14 protein-coding genes are annotated in these 16,087 nt (G+C 66.4%); 8 read left to right on the top strand and 6 right to left on the bottom strand.

The window, feature by feature from the left end; all coding sequences use genetic code 11:
* Positions 1-97: 97 nt before the first annotated feature.
* The 4 genes from U6115_RS08195 to U6115_RS08180 form a co-directional block, all read right to left on the bottom strand.
* Positions 98-877, bottom strand: a complete 780-nt coding sequence (locus U6115_RS08195) for an HAD-IIA family hydrolase (RefSeq protein ID WP_043574650.1) — start codon at positions 875-877, stop codon at positions 98-100.
* A 172-nt stretch (positions 878-1,049) separates the two neighbouring features.
* A complete protein-coding gene (locus U6115_RS08190; protein WP_043574647.1) occupies positions 1,050-1,385 on the bottom strand; it encodes a hypothetical protein in 336 nt (111 codons plus the stop codon).
* Positions 1,386-1,595: 210 nt separating this feature from the next.
* A complete protein-coding gene (locus U6115_RS08185) occupies positions 1,596-2,696 on the bottom strand; it encodes a HAMP domain-containing sensor histidine kinase (protein ID WP_043574645.1) in 1,101 nt (366 codons plus the stop codon).
* A 4-nt stretch (positions 2,697-2,700) separates the two neighbouring features.
* A complete protein-coding gene (locus U6115_RS08180; RefSeq protein ID WP_043574643.1) occupies positions 2,701-3,384 on the bottom strand; it encodes a response regulator transcription factor in 684 nt (227 codons plus the stop codon).
* A gap of 173 nt (positions 3,385-3,557) precedes the next feature.
* Between U6115_RS08180 and U6115_RS08175 the strand changes: the two genes are divergently transcribed.
* The 5 genes from U6115_RS08175 (at position 3,558) to U6115_RS08155 (ending at position 7,645) form a co-directional block, all read left to right on the top strand.
* The gene (locus U6115_RS08175) at positions 3,558-4,055 is read left to right on the top strand and encodes a Spy/CpxP family protein refolding chaperone (RefSeq protein ID WP_052258019.1); all 498 of its coding nucleotides are present in this window, start codon (positions 3,558-3,560) and stop codon (positions 4,053-4,055) included.
* 312 nt (positions 4,056-4,367) lie between these two features.
* Positions 4,368-5,231, top strand: coding sequence for a helix-turn-helix transcriptional regulator (locus U6115_RS08170; RefSeq protein WP_043574641.1), 864 nt, complete (start codon positions 4,368-4,370; stop codon positions 5,229-5,231).
* Between the two features lie 2 nt (positions 5,232-5,233).
* A complete protein-coding gene (locus tag U6115_RS08165) occupies positions 5,234-5,932 on the top strand; it encodes a transaldolase family protein (protein WP_043574639.1) in 699 nt (232 codons plus the stop codon).
* Positions 5,929-7,152 carry a sugar MFS transporter gene (locus U6115_RS08160; RefSeq protein WP_043574637.1) on the top strand — a complete coding sequence of 408 codons (1,224 nt, stop codon included), beginning with the start codon at positions 5,929-5,931 and terminating at the stop codon, positions 7,150-7,152. The genes U6115_RS08165 and U6115_RS08160 overlap by 4 nt, the downstream gene beginning before the upstream one ends.
* Before the next feature lie 250 nt (positions 7,153-7,402).
* The gene (locus U6115_RS08155) at positions 7,403-7,645 is read left to right on the top strand and encodes a hypothetical protein (protein ID WP_043574636.1); all 243 of its coding nucleotides are present in this window, start codon (positions 7,403-7,405) and stop codon (positions 7,643-7,645) included.
* A gap of 158 nt (positions 7,646-7,803) precedes the next feature.
* Here the strand turns inward: U6115_RS08155 and U6115_RS08150 are convergent, their stop codons facing one another.
* Positions 7,804-9,210: a CoA transferase gene (locus U6115_RS08150; protein WP_043574634.1), complete on the bottom strand. Its 1,407-nt coding sequence runs from the start codon at positions 9,208-9,210 to the stop codon at positions 7,804-7,806.
* A gap of 100 nt (positions 9,211-9,310) precedes the next feature.
* Here U6115_RS08150 and U6115_RS08145 point away from each other — a divergent pair, with 100 nt between their 5' ends.
* Both U6115_RS08145 and U6115_RS08140 read left to right on the top strand, forming a co-directional pair.
* On the top strand, positions 9,311-10,498 hold the full coding sequence (locus U6115_RS08145) for a citrate synthase family protein (RefSeq protein ID WP_043574632.1): 1,188 nt from the start codon (positions 9,311-9,313) through the stop codon (positions 10,496-10,498).
* Between the two features lie 111 nt (positions 10,499-10,609).
* Entirely contained in the window at positions 10,610-12,331 is a 1,722-nt protein-coding gene (locus U6115_RS08140; RefSeq protein WP_043574629.1) for a diguanylate cyclase, read from the top strand.
* 19 nt (positions 12,332-12,350) lie between these two features.
* Here the strand turns inward: U6115_RS08140 and U6115_RS08135 are convergent, their stop codons facing one another.
* Positions 12,351-13,481: a hypothetical protein gene (locus tag U6115_RS08135; protein ID WP_146008352.1), complete on the bottom strand. Its 1,131-nt coding sequence runs from the start codon at positions 13,479-13,481 to the stop codon at positions 12,351-12,353.
* A gap of 286 nt (positions 13,482-13,767) precedes the next feature.
* Here U6115_RS08135 and U6115_RS08130 point away from each other — a divergent pair, with 286 nt between their 5' ends.
* Positions 13,768-16,017 carry a M9 family metallopeptidase gene (locus U6115_RS08130; RefSeq protein ID WP_043574624.1) on the top strand — a complete coding sequence of 750 codons (2,250 nt, stop codon included), beginning with the start codon at positions 13,768-13,770 and terminating at the stop codon, positions 16,015-16,017.
* Positions 16,018-16,087: the final 70 nt, after the last annotated feature.

Raw genomic sequence — 16,087 nt, 5'->3', positions numbered from 1 at the left:
TGGACGCTGGCCGGCCCGGGCATCGGCCTGGGCTTCCCGATATTGTCGGTGCCGCCCCGGAACCCAGCGGCCAGCGCAGCCATCCGAAACCGCGCCGTCACAAGGCTTGCGGGTCGATATCGGCGACGCTGTCGAACACGTAGTCAGGCTGGTAGGGGAACTGCTCCATCGATTCGCGGCTGGACACGCCGGACAACACCAGCGCGGTGCTCATGCCGGCCTCCAGGCCGCCGACGATGTCGGTGTCCATCCGGTCGCCTATCATCACCGCCTCTTCCGGATGCACGCCCAGCTTGCGGGTGGCCAGCATCATCATCAGGGAATTGGGCTTGCCGACGATGTAGGGCTTCTTGCCGGTGGCGGCTTCTATCGCCGCCAAGAGCGTGCCGGCGGCCGGCTCGTAGCCGCCGCCTTCGATCGGGTCGATCATGTCCGGATTGGTGCCGATGAACTTGGCGCCCTGGTCGATGAAGCGCACCGCCTTCTTGATCTGCTCGAAGCTGAAAGTCTGCGACTTGGCCACCACCACGTAGTCGGGGTGGGATTCGGAAATGGAGAAGCCGACGTTGTACAGCTCGTTGATCAGGCCGGCCCCGCCCACCACGTAGGCGGTGGGCATCGCCTTGCGGGTCTGGCTTTTCAGGAACATCGCCGTCGCCATCGCGCTGGTGATGAAGTTGTCTTCGGTCAGGCCGCCTATGCCCAGGCTCTCCAGCTTCAGCCGCAAATCCAGCGGCGTCTGCTCGGCGTTGTTGGTCAGAAACAGGAAAGGGGTTCGGGTGTCGATCAGGCGCTGGATGAATTCGCGCGCGCCGGGGATCAGCTGCTTGCCCCGATAGATCACGCCATCCATGTCGGAAATGATGCTTTTGCTCATGCGGTGTATCCAGAACACGAGTGCCGGTTGCGCGGGCACGGTCGCGGGCTGCGGCATGCCGCCGCAGCCTGGACAGCATAGCATGGCCGCAAGACGGCTTGATTGCGCCGCTGGCGCCCCACCGCGCCTGCCCGCAGCCGCCCATCCTTAGCCGCGCGGCAGACTGGCCGCGTCAATGCGGCCGCAGCGCGGCGCGGCCCCAGTGGATGCGGTCTATCTCCGGCAGCTTGCTGATGCTGAGCGCCAGCTCATTGCAGGCCTGCGGCCCCAGCGCCGAGCCGCTCAGCACGATCTGCAGGCAGGCGCGGTCGTTGGCGCAGGCCGGCATGCTGACGATGCGGCACGCGCACAGGCCCCGGCTTCGCAGCTCGCGCATCACCTGCCTGCGCAGGCTGGTCAACTCCGCCGCCGCGCAGGTCAGGGTCAATTTGAAGCCTAGCGCGGCGCGTTCGCGCGGGGCCGCGCCGCCGCGCCGAGCCAACATCCGGAAAAAGGCCGCCACTCCCATGCCCACCCCCTTTCGGCGCCCGGACGCCGCGCATCGGCCGCTCCCCGCGCCTTATTATCGTTTGTCGATGCCGGCGCCCGCCCTGCTGCCGCGCGCCGGCCACTGATGCAGTAAACCGCGTTCCGCATAAAGAAAACGAAAAAAGTGAGAGGATGAGGATAAACATTTCGCCGGACCGGATTGGAGAAAATCCAGCCGGGCGAGAGCCGGCTAGCCGGCCGACGGCAGGTCGATGGTGACCGTCAAGCCGCCGCCGACGCGGTTAGCCGCCATCACGCTGCCGCCATGAGCCAGGATCACGCGGCGGGTGATGGCGAGGCCCAGGCCGTAGCCGGCGGCGGGAGGGCGCGAGCCGCTGCGGAAAAAGGGCTCGAAAATGGCGGCGAGGTCGCCGTCGAACACGCCAGGCCCCCGATCGGACACGCTGACGCGCAGCCGGCCGGCGTCGGCGCGGGCGGCGATCTCCACCCGGCTGCCGTCCTCGGCATGGCGCACCGCGTTGCGCGCCACATTCTCGATGGCGCGGTGCAGCAGCTCGCGGCTGCCGCGCGCGCTCAGATGCCCGGCGCAATCCACGCTGATGGCGCAGGCCTTGGCCTCCGCCTCCAAACCGGCGTCGGCGGCGATATCGGCCAGCATCTCGGCCAGATCGAACGTCTCTTCCACGCCGTCGGCGATGCCGGCGTCCAGCCGCGCCAGGGTCAGCAACTCGCCCACCAGCGCATCCATCCGCGCCGTGTCGCGCTCGATGCGGTCGATGAACTCCGCCGCGCGCTCCGGCTGCTGCCGCGTCAGGTCGGCCGCCGCCTGCAGCCGCGCCAGCGGCGAACGCAGTTCGTGCGACACGTCGTGCAGCAGCCGGCGCTGCGCGTCCAACAGTTTTTGCAGCCGCTCGGCCATGCGGTCGAAATCGTCGCCCAGATCGGCCAGCTCATCGTTGCGCCCCGCCATCGCGGCGCCGGCGCGGACATCCAGCCGTCCTGTCGCCGCCGCGTCGAACGCGGCCCGCATAGTCCGGATGGGTTTGGCGAAATACCAGGCCAACAAGGCGGCGAACAGCAAGCTGGCGATGCTGCCGGCCAGCAAGGGCAGCAACAGCATGGACAGGCCGGCAGGCGGCGAACCATGGCGCGGCGGCCGCGGCGGGCCGTGCGCCGGGGGGCCGGCATCCGGCGGCGGCCCCTCTCCGGCGGCCAGCGCCGGCCGGGGCCGATCAGGATGGCCCAGCCACACCGCGGTGGCCACGCCGCCCATGGTGAGCAGCTGCGCCAGCCACAAAAACAGGAAGAACTTCCAGAACAGGCGGCCCATCGCGTCAACCGGCTATCAATTGGTAACCCTTGCGGATCACGGTCTGGATCCGCGGGCTGCCGTCCGCCAGCGGCCCCAGCTTGTGGCGGATGCTGCTGATATGCACGTCTATGCTGCGGTCGAAGCGGGCCAAGGGCCGGCCCAGCGCTTGTTGCGACAATTCGGCCTTGGACACCGGCATGCCGGCGTGGCGCGCCAGCGCCTCCACCAGATTGTATTCGGTGCTGGTCAGCTCCACCGCTTGCCCGCCGCGCTCCACCCGCCGCAGCGCCGGCCACACCGTCAGCGCCCCGGCCACGATGGCCGGCGCCGCCGGAAGCTGCGCCGCGCCTGCCACACGCTTCAGAATGGCGCGGATGCGCGCCGCCAGTTCGCGCGGCGTGCATGGCTTGGGCACATAGTCGTCGGCGCCCAGCTCCAGCCCGGCGATGCGGTCGGCATCGTCGCCGCGCGCGGTCAGCATGATCACCGGCATCGCGCTCGCGGCGCGGATGCGGGACAACGCCGCTATGCCGTCCATGCCCGGCATCATCACGTCCAGCACCGCGATGTCGTGCCGCCCCGACAAGGCCGCGGCCACGCCGGCCGGGCCGTCGTGGGCGCAGGACACGGCGAAGCCTTCGCGCGCCAGGTAGTCGCGCAGCAGCTCCAGCAATTCGATGTCGTCGTCCACCAGCAGCACATTCATGTCAAACCGCGCCTCATGATCGCAATGCTGCGGATATTAAGGCACGCCCCCGCGCCGGTGTAAATCCTTTACCCGGATTTACACCGGCGCTAACGCCGTTTAACGCCGGCGCGGGAAACAATGGCTTCCATGGCGCGGCCGGCTTCTTCGGCAGGCCGGCCAGACTGGAGGGAATGCAAATGCAGACCGCGAAGAAACGATGGACCATCCGCCTGGCGGCGGGAATGGCGGCGGCGGCGCTGGCCGCCGGGGTGATGGCGCATGAACCGGCCGGCGACGAGCAGCCTGCCGAATGCCCGCCTCTGCCGCCGCTGCACGGCGCCGGCTGGCTGGCCGCCCCAGGACTGCCGCAGGCGGCGCTGCGCGGCATCAAGCTGACCGAGGCGCAAGAGGACAAGCTATTCGAGTTGTCGCAGGCGCAAGCGCCGGCGCGGCGCGCGCTGGCCAAGCAAGCGGCGCGCTCGCATGAAGACCTGCGCCGCGCCGCCGAAACCGAGCCTTTCGACGAAGCTCGGGTGCGCGCGCTGGCGGAAGTGCACGCCCAGGCGATGGCCAGGCTGTTTCTGATGCAGGCCGAGCTGGATGCCAAAGCCCGCGCGCTGCTGACAAGCGAGCAACGCCGACAATACGCCGCGGCGCGCCCGGCGCCCTGCCCTCCTCAGGCCCGCTAGCCCTGCCGACCAACACTGGCGGCGACGGCGGCGCATCGGCAGCCCGGTCGCCCCTCCCGCCATGGCCGGCCGCCCGAAACGCCTGCAGATGCATTTATCATTTTAATGTTAATATACCGGTTCTGAACCTTCATTCAGGCCAAGTTGAAATTCATTACAAAAATAATACTTACAAGTACTTTATTCGGCGCCGCGCGCACTGAAGATCGCCTGCGCAACGCTTGCCGCCTCCCGGCTCATGATTCGGCTTTTGCCGCGGAAAACCAGCTATCCAAACAAGCTATTCGCGCACACTGATGAAACGGGATTTCCATGGAAAACATCAATTTTCAAAGCGATGCCTTCTACGCCACCAATCCGTCATTCACTGCCACCAATCATATTATTGAATTCACCAAACCGCTGAAAATCCTGAAAATAGATTACTTCACGTTTGATCGGCATTTCAAAGACAACTCCAGAGTGGTGCTGACCAATTCGATAGACTGGATCACCCACTACTGGCGCAACGACATGTACCAGCACGCCATTTTCGAGAACAATCCGCTAAGTTTCTCCGATGGCCATGTCTTCTGGAACTGGCTCAACCGCGAACCTATCTATTCCGCCGCCAGCCAATTCGGCATAGACAACGGCATCACCATGATCGAGAAGCACATCGACTACACCGATTTCTTTCATTTCGGCTCAATCAATGACAACAGCGTGAACAACAACTACATCATGAGCAAAATGGGAATCCTGCACCAGTTCATTTCCCTGTTCAAATACAAAATGCAGGACATGATCAGCGATGCCGGCAAGAAAAGAATCTATGTTCCGGATTTCAAGAAAAGCCTGGCTTCGATACAGGAAGGCGAAGTCAACAATGAAATCGTCGGGCTGGATTTTTACAAGCTGATCAATCGGCGCGATGTTTCCCGGATCTACCTGGGCGAGGAATACAACAACGCCTATCTGACCAAGAAAGAGGTAGAGCTGATGAAGGAGCTGACCAGCGGCAATTCATGCCAGGAAGCCTCGCTCAATCTGGGTATTTCCAGCGACGCGGTCAACAAGCACATCAAGAACATCAAGGACAGGCTGAATTGCCGCACGCTTTGCCAGCTTGGCTTCGTGATGGGCAAGCTGAGCTCGAAAAACATCTATCCGTTTTTAATAGGCGACAGGAGTTGAGAATGAAGATTTGGCTGGACACGATAGATTTCGACATCATCCGCAATGCGCAAGCGCTGGGCGTTCTCGCCGGGGTAACCACCAATCCGGCGATACTGGCCGCGGCCGACCTGCCGGCGCAAACCGTCATCGAAACCCTGCTGGACATCCAGGATGGCCAGGTGGCGGCCCAGGTCACCCGCGACGACTTGCCGGGCATGCTGGCCCAGGCGCGCGCGCTAGCGCGAATCAGCCCGCGGATGGTGATCAAGATCCCGGCAATACGCCACGGCTTCCAGGCGATCGCCACCTTGGAAAAGGAAGGCATCGCCACCCTGGCCACCACCATCTTCGAAACCCGGCAGATCCTGATGGCCGGCATGGTGGGCGCCAGCTACGCCGCCCCCTATGTGAACCGCATCGAACAATCCACCGGCAACGCCTTCGCCATCCTCAGCGAATCGCAGGCCATCCTCGAACGCTACCGCTACAAGACCATCATCATGGCCGCCGCCATCAAATCGGTCGAACAATGCGTGCGCTGCGCGCAGTTGGGAATCGGCGCCGCCACCCTGCCGTCCGACATCTACCGCGGCCTGTTCGCCTCCAACCACGATATCGACGACAGCCTGGCCAAATTCGACGCGGCATGGGCGGCAAGCAAGTTCACCTCCGGCTCCAGCCTGTTTCACGCTCCGGCCGCCAAGGAAGCGCGCCTATGAACCGTCCCGACCCCGCGCTGAGGAAAACCATCTTCCTGGTGACCTGTACCTTCTTCCTGTGGGGCATGTCCTACGGCTTGCTCGACGTGCTGAACAAGCACTTCCAGGAATCCATGCACATCGGCAAGGCTCAATCCGGCCTGCTGCAGCTGTCTTACTTTTCCGCCTACTTCGTCATCGCGCTGCCCGCGGCGGCCATCAACAAGCGCTACGGCTATAAAAAGGGACTGATCGCGGGCCTGCTGCTGTTTTCCGCCGGCGCGCTGCTGTTCATCCCCTCGCTGCGCGAAGGCAGCTTCGCCGGCTTCATTTGCGCGCTGTTCATCCTCGCTTGCGGCCTGGGCGTGCTGGAGGCCACCGCCAATCCTTACATGACGCTGTTGGGCGACCCGCGCGGCTCGGAAAAGCGGCTGAACCTGGCCCAGTCGTTCTGCGGCCTCGGCACCATAGTCGGCCCGCTGATCGGCGGCGCGCTCTTCTTCAGGATCGGCGGCAGCGACGCGCAAGCGCAGCACGGCGCGGTGATGCAGGTTTACGTGTGGATTTCCGCCTTCGTGGTGCTGCTGGCCGCGGTGATCGCCCGCACCGACATGCCGGCGGCGGAGCAGGCAAGCGAGCGCGCCTCCGACCCGGGCGCGTCCCTGCTCGGCAACGGCCGCTTCATCGGCGGGGTGGCCGCGCAATTCTTCTATGTGGCGGCCCAGGTCGGCATCGGCGCCTTCTTCATCAACTACGCGATGGAAAACCAGGCCTCGCTGTCCGCCAAGGATGCCGCCTGGCTGCTGTCGGCGGCGATGCTGCTGTTCATGGCCGGCCGCTTCGCCGGCACCTACGCCATCGCCCGCCTGCCTTCGCAAAGGCTGCTGACCGGCTATGCGCTCGCCAGCATCGTCCTGTCGCTGGTCGTCGTCTTCGCCGGCGGCCGGCTGGCGGTCTTCGCCCTGATGGGCTTGTTTTTCTTCATGTCCATCATGTATCCGACGATATTCTCGCTCGCGATCAAGGACGTGGGAGCGAAGACCAAACAGGCCGGCTCCATCCTGACCATGGCGGTCAGCGGCGGCGCGCTCTATCCGTACCTGATGGGCTATATCGCCGACCGGCAGCCCATCGCCCACGCCTACCTGCTGCCGCTGGCCAGCTTCGTGGCGATCTTCGCCTACGGCCTGTACCTGGAAAACAAGCCGGCGCCGCTGCCGGCGCCCGCCGCCGCGCGCTGAAGCGCAGACGCCAACCCGACATGCCCGCGATAGCCATCCTTGCGATGGCTATCGTCCGTTTCGGCCGCCGGAAATCTACTACAGATTTCTGTACTTACCGCCGCCCGGCGGATACGGTATCTTCCCGCATGCCATCAGCTCATGGCTTTCGGCCTGCTTGGCCGGCATGGGGGCAACACTTTTTCAAACCGTCTCGACAATAACAAAAGCATGGGAATTCCGGCGCTTCTACAGGCTTGAGGTGCAAAGCATGGAACTGAAAAACCTAGTCAAGAAAATAGAAGACGACGACTTCGCCGTCGACAGCATCCAGGGCGACTCCGTGATCATCACCCGGCCCGTGATCCTGGGCGAGAAAGACTCGGAATGGGAAGGTTCGCCGATTTTCAACCGCGAATACCTGATAGACCTGATCGCCATCAGCCTGGCCTACCAGGTGTTGGACCACTCCGACCTGAACACCGCCTTAAGCAAAGCCAACGCCTTCACCTGAAGACGCCGTTCCGCTCCATTCCGCCGCGGCTGCCCTGTTTTCCCCCGGATGCCCAGCTTGCCTTTCGCCTGTCCCGCAACCGCCAGACCGCCGCCGCAGGCAAGGAAAACCGGGCGGCGTCCGCCGCGAACGCGGAGCCCCTCGCCAACAGCTCAGGCTTATTGCCACTCGGCGGCGGCCAGCCCCAGCGCTCCGGCCGGATGCGCCCAATGCATGGGCGCGCCGGCGATGGCCAGCGGCGGCAAGATGCGCCGCGCCGCGCCCCACGACGTGCTCTCCACAGCGCCAGCCAGATCCTCCGGCCGCTCCGGCGACAGCGGGCCGGCATCGCCGGGGTTGGCATGCGCCGTCAACAGCCGGGCGGTGCGCGCCAGCGAGGCCTGGGCGCTGCAGCCTTCGCCGCTTGCCAGCCGCCCGCTCAGTCCGCGGGTCGCCGCCGCCGCCAGCAAATAGCCGGTGGCATGGTCTAGCGCCTGGTTCGGCAAGGGCAGCGGACGCTCGGCGCCGCTGGCGCGCATGCCAGCGTCGGCAATGCCGCTGCTCATCTGGATCAGGCTGTCGAAACCGCGGCGGCCGCGCCAAGGTCCGGTCCAGCCGTAGGCGTCCAAAGACACGTCCACCAGCCCCGGATTGAGCTCGCGCCGCCGCGCCGCGCCCAGGCCCAGCCGCTCCAGCGCATCCGGCCGATAACCATGCACCAGCACATCCGCCCCGATCAACAGCCGCTCCAGCCGGGCGCGGCCGGCCGGGTTTTTCAGATCCAGCCGCGCGCAGCGCTTGCCCAGCGTCACCTCCGGCACCGTGCCCGGCTCCTCCCAGCCATGCGGGTCTATCCTCAGCACCTCGGCGCCGAAGCCGGCCAGAAAACGCGTGGCCACCGGCCCGGCCAATACCCGCGTCAGATCCAGCACGCGCACGCCGCGCAAGGGGCGCTCGCGCGTCGGCGTCCATGCCGGCGCGGCGGCGCGGATGCCGGCCCGCCAACGCAGCAGCGGCTCGTCCGCCACCGCCCGGCCCTGCGGATGCTCGGCCCATTCGGCCAGCGTGCGCATGGCGGCGGCGCAGCCATGGCGTTCCACCACCGCCGCCTCCAGCTCATCCGCGCGCCAGCCGGCCACCGCCCGCGCCACCGCCTCCCGGTCGGCCGCGGCGCCCAGCACCGCCAGCGCGGCGTCGCGGTGATGCGGCGCATTGGTGTGCAGCCGTATCCAGCCGTCGGCCGCCCGGTAGTCGCCGGCGACGGCATCCCAAATTGGCGGCAGGGCCCAGCCTTGAGGCCGCAGCGACGCGGTGAACCAGAACGACGCCAGACGCTTGTCCACCACCACCTGCGGCATCGCCCCGCCGGCCAGCGCCAGCAGCTCCGCCATCGCCAAACCCGCCGCGCTTATCGCCGCCGCGGCGAAATCGGTGACGGCGAACGCCGACGGCAACGCGCCGTCGCCCGTCATCGCGACGTGGGCCAACAAGGCGGCATCGCCGCCCGCCGCCTGCCAGAAAGCCTCCAGATAATGCTGCGCCGGCGCTATTCGGCCGGCTGTCGCGATGCATTCCTTATCGAACATGACGCTTCTCCTTTGCGTGAACCCACTCGAAGAATATGCCCGTTGAAATAATTGTCAACGTTGATTAACATAATCAACATAACTCCTGGAATCGACCATCATGCCCCGCTACCTGAGCTCCGCCGCCGCCGCCGCCCGCCTGGGCGTCTCCCGCCAAACGCTGTACGCCTACGTCAGCCGCGGGCTGCTGCATGCCGACAACAGCGGCGGCCAGCGCGAAAGCCGCTATCTGGAAACCGAGGTGGAGCAACTGGCCGCCCAACGCACCCGCGGCCGCAAGCCCAAGGAAGTGGCCAAGGCCACCCTCAGCTGGGGGCTGCCGGTGCTGGAGTCGGCCATCACCCTGATCGAGGACGGCCAGCTGTACTACCGCGGCGAGAACGCGCTGGAACTGGCCGCCTCGCAGAGCCTGGAAGAAGTGGCCGCCCACCTGTGGCAATGCGACGCCGCGGCCGCCTTCGGCGTGGACGCGCCGGCCTGGCCGGACACGCTGCCGGCGCTGATGGCGCATTACCGGGGCCGCCGCGCCGAAGAGACGCTGCTGCCGCTGTTCACCGCCGCCAGCGACGACGCCCCCACCGCGCTGTGGCAGAAATCGGCGCCGCGCCAGGCCGAAGGCTGCGGTGCCATCCTGCGGCTGATGGCGGCCTGCCTGCTCGGCACCCGGCCCGACGCCGCTCCCATCCACCTGCAATGCGCGCGCGCCTGGGGCGTGGACGCCGAAGGCGCGGAACTGATCCGGATGGCGCTGGTGCTGTGCGCCGACCACGAACTGAACGCCTCCAGCTTCACCGCGCGCTGCATCGCCTCCACCGGCGCCAGCCTGCGCGCCGCGGTAGTCGGCGGCCTGGCCGCGCTGACCGGCGGCCGCCATGGCGCCACCACCGCCAGGGGCGAGGCGCTGCTGGACGAGATAGGCGATGACGACAGCGGGCAAAAAATGCGTGAACGGCTGGCAAGAGGAGACGATTTGCCGGGATTTTGCCACCATCTCTATCCCAATGGCGACGTCCGCGCCATCGCCCTGCTGGCGCGGATATTGCCCCATCGCCCGCGCTTGAAAACCATGGTCGAGCAGGGTCTGGCCCTGACCGGGCAGCCGCCCTCCGTCGACTTCGCGCTGGTCGCCGTGCGCCGGCACCTGGGGCTGCCGCCCGGTTCGGCCTTCGGCCTGTTCGCGCTGGGCCGCGCCGCCGGCTGGATCGCCCATGGACTGGAGCAACGCGATGGCGAAAACCTGATCCGCCCGCGCGCGGCCTACATCGGCAAGCCACCCGGCATCGCCTGAACCGGCTCCCAGCGCGGCGGGAAATTTGCCTGCCGCCGCGCCGCTGCGCATATACTCAAGCGAGCGCCGGCCGCGCACGCAGCCGGACGCCGGATTCCGAATCGACGATACATGCGCCTGTCCCATATTTTCATCATCGCCACCGTCTCCCTGTTCGTATTGATCAGCCTGCCGCTGGCATGGATCATCAGCAGCGAATGGGCGGTCTTCCATGCCACCGACGATGGCCTGGACGCCATACAGGTGGCGCATCTGGCCATGGTGACGGTGGAGAAGATCGCGCTGGAGCGCGGCCCGACCAATTCGCTGCTGGGCTCGCCGCCCGATGACGGCCGGCGCAAGCGGCTGCAGCATGCCCGCCAGGCCAGCGACCACGCCCTGCTTGCCCTGCGGCGCGAGCTATCGTCGTCCGCGTCCGACGACCATCGCCGCGCCATGGGCTCGGTGCGCCAGGGAGAGGCGATACTGGCCGATGCCCGCGTCCGGGTGGACCGCGTGGCCGGCCTGCCGATGCGCGCGTCTACCCAGATCATGGACGCGGTGCGCCGGATGTACGACGCGATCCCGCCGGTGCTGCAGGCGGTGACCGCGTTGTCGTTCCGGGCGGAAAGCATCTATCCGCAACTGGCCAATCCGCTGGCCGGCGCCCGCCAAGCCACCGAGCTGAGGGAATACGCCGGCCGCCTGGGTTCGCAGCTGACCGCCGCGCTGACGGAAAACCGCCCGTTGACCGAAGAGGAAATCCAGGCGGTGGACATCCTGCGCGGCCGCATCGAACAGCTGCACAGCACCCTGCGCCTGCGCATCAACGTGCCGGAAGCATCGGCCGCCACGCTGCAGGCCGCCCAGGCGATGGAAGACCATTATTTCCGCGCCGGCCTGCCCATGGTGGAGGCCATCCTCCTCGCCAGCCGGCAGGGCCGGGTCTACCAGGTCGGCCCGGCCGGCTTCGCCGCCGGCTACGTGCCCACCATGGCCACCATCGTGAGCTTGCGCGACACCATGATCGCCGAGGCAGTCGCCTCCGCCCAGGCCCGCCACCGGCGAGCGTTGGTGCATCTGGCGCTCGCCGCCGCGCTGGGCCTGCTGGCGCTGATCAGCCAGGCCGGGCTGTTCGCCTACATGCGCTGGCAAGTGGCCAAGCCTTTGCTGCAAGCCTCCACGCTGCTGACCGCCATCGCCAACGGCAAACTGGACGCCGACATTCCCGCCGGCCGCCGCAAGGACGAAATCGGCGAAGTGCTGGCGGCGATCGAGGCGCTGCGGCGCAACAGCGTGGAAAAAAGCCGGCTGGAAAAAGAAAAACAGCGGTTGATAGAAGAACTGACCGAGGTGTCCAGCGTCGACTTCCTCACCGGCATCGCCAACCGGCGCGCCTTCACCCAGGCGGCACAGGCGGAAATCGCCCGCGCCGGCCGCAACGCCGCGCCGGCGGCGCTGATCCTGTTCGACATCGACTACTTCAAGCAGGTGAACGACAGCCACGGCCATGACGCCGGCGACGCCGTGCTGAAGCACGTCGCCGCCATCGCCGAGCAAACCTGCCGCGAAGGCGACCTGCTCGGCCGCTACGGCGGCGAGGAGTTCGTGGTGCTGACCAGCCACAGCGGCGGAGCCGGCGGCGTCAGCCTGGCCGAGCGGCTGCGCGCCAATCTGCAGGCGTCGCCGCTGGCCCTGCCCCACGGCCAGGCCCTGACTGTCACCGCTAGCTTCGGCGTCGCCGCGCTGAATGAAGAGCGCCATTCGCTGGAAACGCTATTGGCCGCCGCCGACCACGCGCTTTACGCCGCCAAGCGGCGGGGCCGCAACCAGGTGGTCGTGGCGGAACCATGACCGGCCGGGCGCCCGGCCCCTATCTGCCGGCTTTCGCCGAACCGGATCCCGCATCGTCGTTGGCGCTGCCGCTTTTGGCCAGCTGGGTCAGCAAATCGGGAATGAAACGTTCGGCGAAACCGAAGAAGAACGCCCAGACCGCCATCTTGCCGTAATCGACGCCGCGCAGCAGATAAGGCAAAACGTCGGAGGATGGCTCATGCGGGCCAAACTGCGGCGCCAAACCGCTGCTCAAAAAAGCGGCGCCCAAGCCCGCGGCGAATAGCCAGAATCCCAGAATGCCGAACAGCACCCCGCTGGCCAGCGCCAGATAGAGGCTCCAGGAGCCATCCATCAGCATGGCGACGCTCGCGCCGGACTGCCCATTGCCGCTGGTTTTATTGCCCACATCCTGAATGCGCTGCAATATGCTCGCATAAGCGCCCAAAATGCCGAAAATGGCGGCCACTGCCAAGGAGCTATCCGTCCGGCCGACAGACAACCAGTAATAGCACGCCCCCAGCAACAGCAGCGCCAGGGTGAACCTGCCCAAACGGAAACGCAGCCTGTCCAATGCGCGTTCGCGTCTCAGCGCCCGGAAAAAACGCTGCTGGCCAAGCAACACCGCGGCTCTCAGCGCCGCCCGCGAAACGGCGGGGGCGCCCGCCGGCTGCTTCGCCGCCTCCTGCGCCGAAGCGACGCCATCGCCTTCGCTCATGTCGAGCGACAAATCGATATCGGCCGGGCGGATCATGGCCAGCATGTCGTCGCGGGCCAGTTCCACGCACAGCTCCTCCATCTCGAACAAATCTCCCCACGTATAGCGGCTCTGCGACAACAACTGCTTGGCCCGGACAAGCTTCTCGCCGTTTTCAGGATCGTTCAGCAAGATCGCCTTCATGGTGGTTTGCACTTTCAGGACATAACCGAACGCGCTCCGCTCCACCTCATTCTCCGCGGCGGCAAGGCGCACGCCGGCAAGCGGCAGCCAGTGCTCCGCCAACGGCAAACCATTCTTCAAATCGGAAACGGACATGGCGGGAACTCCCAGATAGCCGGATGCCGATCCGGCATGGTCAACAGAGAACGGGGAAAAGGCTCTCGCCGCGCGCGCCCCTGGCCGCGCCGACTTCCATCCAAGCTTGCCAAAACTTTTGTCGAGTCCTCGCACGGGGCCGGCGGGTGTCCTACGCCGCGCCTGTCATTACTTATTGCCAAGCCAAACTGTTAATTCAAGCTAGTACGAACACTTAAGCCGCGGCCCCCGCCTACAGGACAAAACACGCGTCAGCCCGCAGCGGACTGGCGCGGGATCGGCTGGCGAACAACGACGCGGCCGCGCCCGGAGGGATTTGGCAAATCTGCGCGCGCCGGCGCGGAGGCGCGCCAAGAAATCGGCGCGTGCGCTGGGCATGATGGCGGACATCGGGGCGCCGCCCCGGTTTCCGGAGACGAATATGCATAAAATCCCTCTCGCCGCGCTTTGCGCCGCCATGGCCGCCGCGCTGCTGGCCTTGCCCGCGCAGGCCGCGCCAAAACAAAAACTGCAGAAAACCCCGCACCTGGCGCAGGCCCGGCCGCAGCAGGCCGCCGCGCCGCGCCTGTGGCGCCAGCGCCCGCCGACCGACGCCCAGGCCCGCTACCGCCTGCCTGACAACCGCACCGTGATCGGCAAACCGCAGAGAAAACTGGCGCGCCACGCCGCCACGCCGCAATGCCAGGACATGAACGCGCTGGCCAGCCACAGCGGCGCCGATCTGGCCAACTACCTGGCCACGCTGCCCGACTACACCTGCGGCTACGGCCTGTTCTCGCTGGACAAGAAACTGGCCGCCACCATTTACAGCACCGGCAATCTGAACGCTGTCGCCGGCCGCTTCGCCCAGGAAGCCGCCGGCTACAACGCCTCGTCGATGGCGCTGGTCAACCTGACGCTCTACCTGCGCGCCGGCTACTACCTGGCCAGCACCGGCGTCCTGCCGGCGCTGGACGCCAACCTGCAGACCGTGCTGCGCCCCGGCATCAAGCAACTGGCCGACGGCGCGGCGCTGTTCGCCGCCAACGCCCAGGCCCCCACCACCGCCAACGAGGTGATGACGCTGATCACCAATATGGCGGACGAGGCCTATTACCTGCCGTCCATCCGCGCCATCGTCCAGCGCTACACCAACGGCGCGGCCAATCCCGCCGCCGCGCAAGCCTTGCGCGAAACCACCGCGGCGCAGGGCTTCACCGGCGCGCTGACCGTGTTCTTCTACGCCCACGGCCGCGCCAACGCCGCGCCGCTGCTGCAGAACGACGGCAGCTACTCCGCCGCGCTGACGCAATTCGTCCAGGCAGACAAGGCCAGCCTGATCGGCACCGAAAGCGCCTACCAATTAGGTGACGCCACCCGCGAGGGCCTGCGCTTCATGCAATACCCGGCGCTCAAGCCCGCCATCAAGCCGCAAGCCAAGGCCATCCTGGCCGGCAGCAGCATGACCGGCGCCGACAACGAGCTGTGGCTGGCGGCAGCCGAGGCGGTGAAGTACTACGACAATGCCAATTGCTCCGAGTACGGCACCTGCAATTTCGAGACCCGGCTTGCCGACGCCGTCCTGGCCAACCGCTACACCTGCAGCCCCACCATCCATATCCGCGCGCAGGAAATGACCACCGAGCAGATGCAGTCGTCGTGCGCGCTGCTGCAGAAAGAGGAATCGTACTTCCACCAGATGCTGCAGACGCATAACCAACCGGTGGCCAATGACAACAACACCTCGCTGGAGGTGGTGGTGTTCGACGACTACGACAATTATTCCAAGTACGCCGGCGTGATCTACGGCATCGGCACCGACAACGGCGGCATGTATCTGGAAGGCAATCCGGCCGATCCGGGCAACCAGGCGCGCTTCATCGCCCACGAAGCGTCGTGGCTGCGGCCGACGTTCAAGGTATGGAATCTGGAGCACGAATACATCCACTACCTGGACGGCCGCTTCGACATGTACGGCGACTTCGCCGCCGCCACCCGCCAGCCCACCGTGTGGTGGATTGAAGGCCTGGCCGAGTACCTGTCGCTGCGCAACGACAATCAGACCGCCATCGACATCGCCAAGACCGGCACTTACAAGCTGAGCCAGATCTACGGCAACACCTACGACATGGCCGACTACGTCCCCCGCGCCTACCGCTGGGGCTATATGGCCACCCGCTTCATGTTCGAGCGCCATCGCGCCGACATCGACGCCATGCTGCCGCTGTGGCGCAAGGGCGATTACGATGGCTACATGGGCCAGATGCGGCAGATAGGCAACCGCTACGACGCGGAGTTCGCCAACTGGACGCAAAACGCCTCCACCGCCGGCCAGCCGCCGCTGCCGCCCGCCTCCGGCCTGCCGGCATGCGACGAGGGCTACCCGAATCGGCTGGGCAAGAATTGCTCGATCAGCGGCCAGGCCTCGTCCAGCGCGGCTTACCTCGCCATTCTGGTGCCGGCCGGCGCGCGCAACCTGAAGCTGTGGACCAGCGGCGGCAGCGGCGACGTCGACCTCTACGTGGCCAAGGACCGTTACCCGACCACCGGCAGCTATGATTTTTCATCCGCCTCCGCCGGCAACGAGGAGTCCGTGGCCATCGCCGCGCCGCAGGGCGGACACTGGTATTACCTGACGCTGCAGGCCAAGCAGCCCTTTGCCAACGTCACCGTCAGCGCCAGCTACGAGTAAGCGCTTGCGCCAAACGAGAACAGGCCGCGCCGCACGCGCGGCCTGTTCTCGTAGCGCGTGCGCGAGGAAA

The organism is Chromobacterium subtsugae (genome assembly GCF_035919665.1).
Taxonomy (GTDB): Bacteria; Pseudomonadota; Gammaproteobacteria; order Burkholderiales; family Chromobacteriaceae; genus Chromobacterium; species Chromobacterium subtsugae.
This window is presented reverse-complemented; position numbering and strand designations above follow the sequence as displayed.

What these genes read in the sequence shown, in the direction of transcription:
- U6115_RS08150 (WP_043574634.1), bottom strand. Translation starts at nt 9,210, where the DNA reads ATGTTCGATAAGGAATGCATCGCGACAGCCGGCCGAATAGCGCCGGCG.
- U6115_RS08170 (WP_043574641.1), top strand. Translation starts at nt 4,368, where the DNA reads ATGGAAAACATCAATTTTCAAAGCGATGCCTTCTACGCCACCAATCCG.
- U6115_RS08145 (WP_043574632.1), top strand. Translation starts at nt 9,311, where the DNA reads ATGCCCCGCTACCTGAGCTCCGCCGCCGCCGCCGCCCGCCTGGGCGTC.
- U6115_RS08165 (WP_043574639.1), top strand. Translation starts at nt 5,234, where the DNA reads ATGAAGATTTGGCTGGACACGATAGATTTCGACATCATCCGCAATGCG.
- U6115_RS08180 (WP_043574643.1), bottom strand. Translation starts at nt 3,384, where the DNA reads ATGAATGTGCTGCTGGTGGACGACGACATCGAATTGCTGGAGCTGCTG.
- U6115_RS08160 (WP_043574637.1), top strand. Translation starts at nt 5,929, where the DNA reads ATGAACCGTCCCGACCCCGCGCTGAGGAAAACCATCTTCCTGGTGACC.
- U6115_RS08155 (WP_043574636.1), top strand. Translation starts at nt 7,403, where the DNA reads ATGGAACTGAAAAACCTAGTCAAGAAAATAGAAGACGACGACTTCGCC.
- U6115_RS08195 (WP_043574650.1), bottom strand. Translation starts at nt 877, where the DNA reads ATGAGCAAAAGCATCATTTCCGACATGGATGGCGTGATCTATCGGGGC.
- U6115_RS08185 (WP_043574645.1), bottom strand. Translation starts at nt 2,696, where the DNA reads ATGGGCCGCCTGTTCTGGAAGTTCTTCCTGTTTTTGTGGCTGGCGCAG.
- U6115_RS08175 (WP_052258019.1), top strand. Translation starts at nt 3,558, where the DNA reads ATGCAAATGCAGACCGCGAAGAAACGATGGACCATCCGCCTGGCGGCG.
- U6115_RS08130 (WP_043574624.1), top strand. Translation starts at nt 13,768, where the DNA reads ATGCATAAAATCCCTCTCGCCGCGCTTTGCGCCGCCATGGCCGCCGCG.
- U6115_RS08190 (WP_043574647.1), bottom strand. Translation starts at nt 1,385, where the DNA reads ATGGGAGTGGCGGCCTTTTTCCGGATGTTGGCTCGGCGCGGCGGCGCG.
- U6115_RS08140 (WP_043574629.1), top strand. Translation starts at nt 10,610, where the DNA reads ATGCGCCTGTCCCATATTTTCATCATCGCCACCGTCTCCCTGTTCGTA.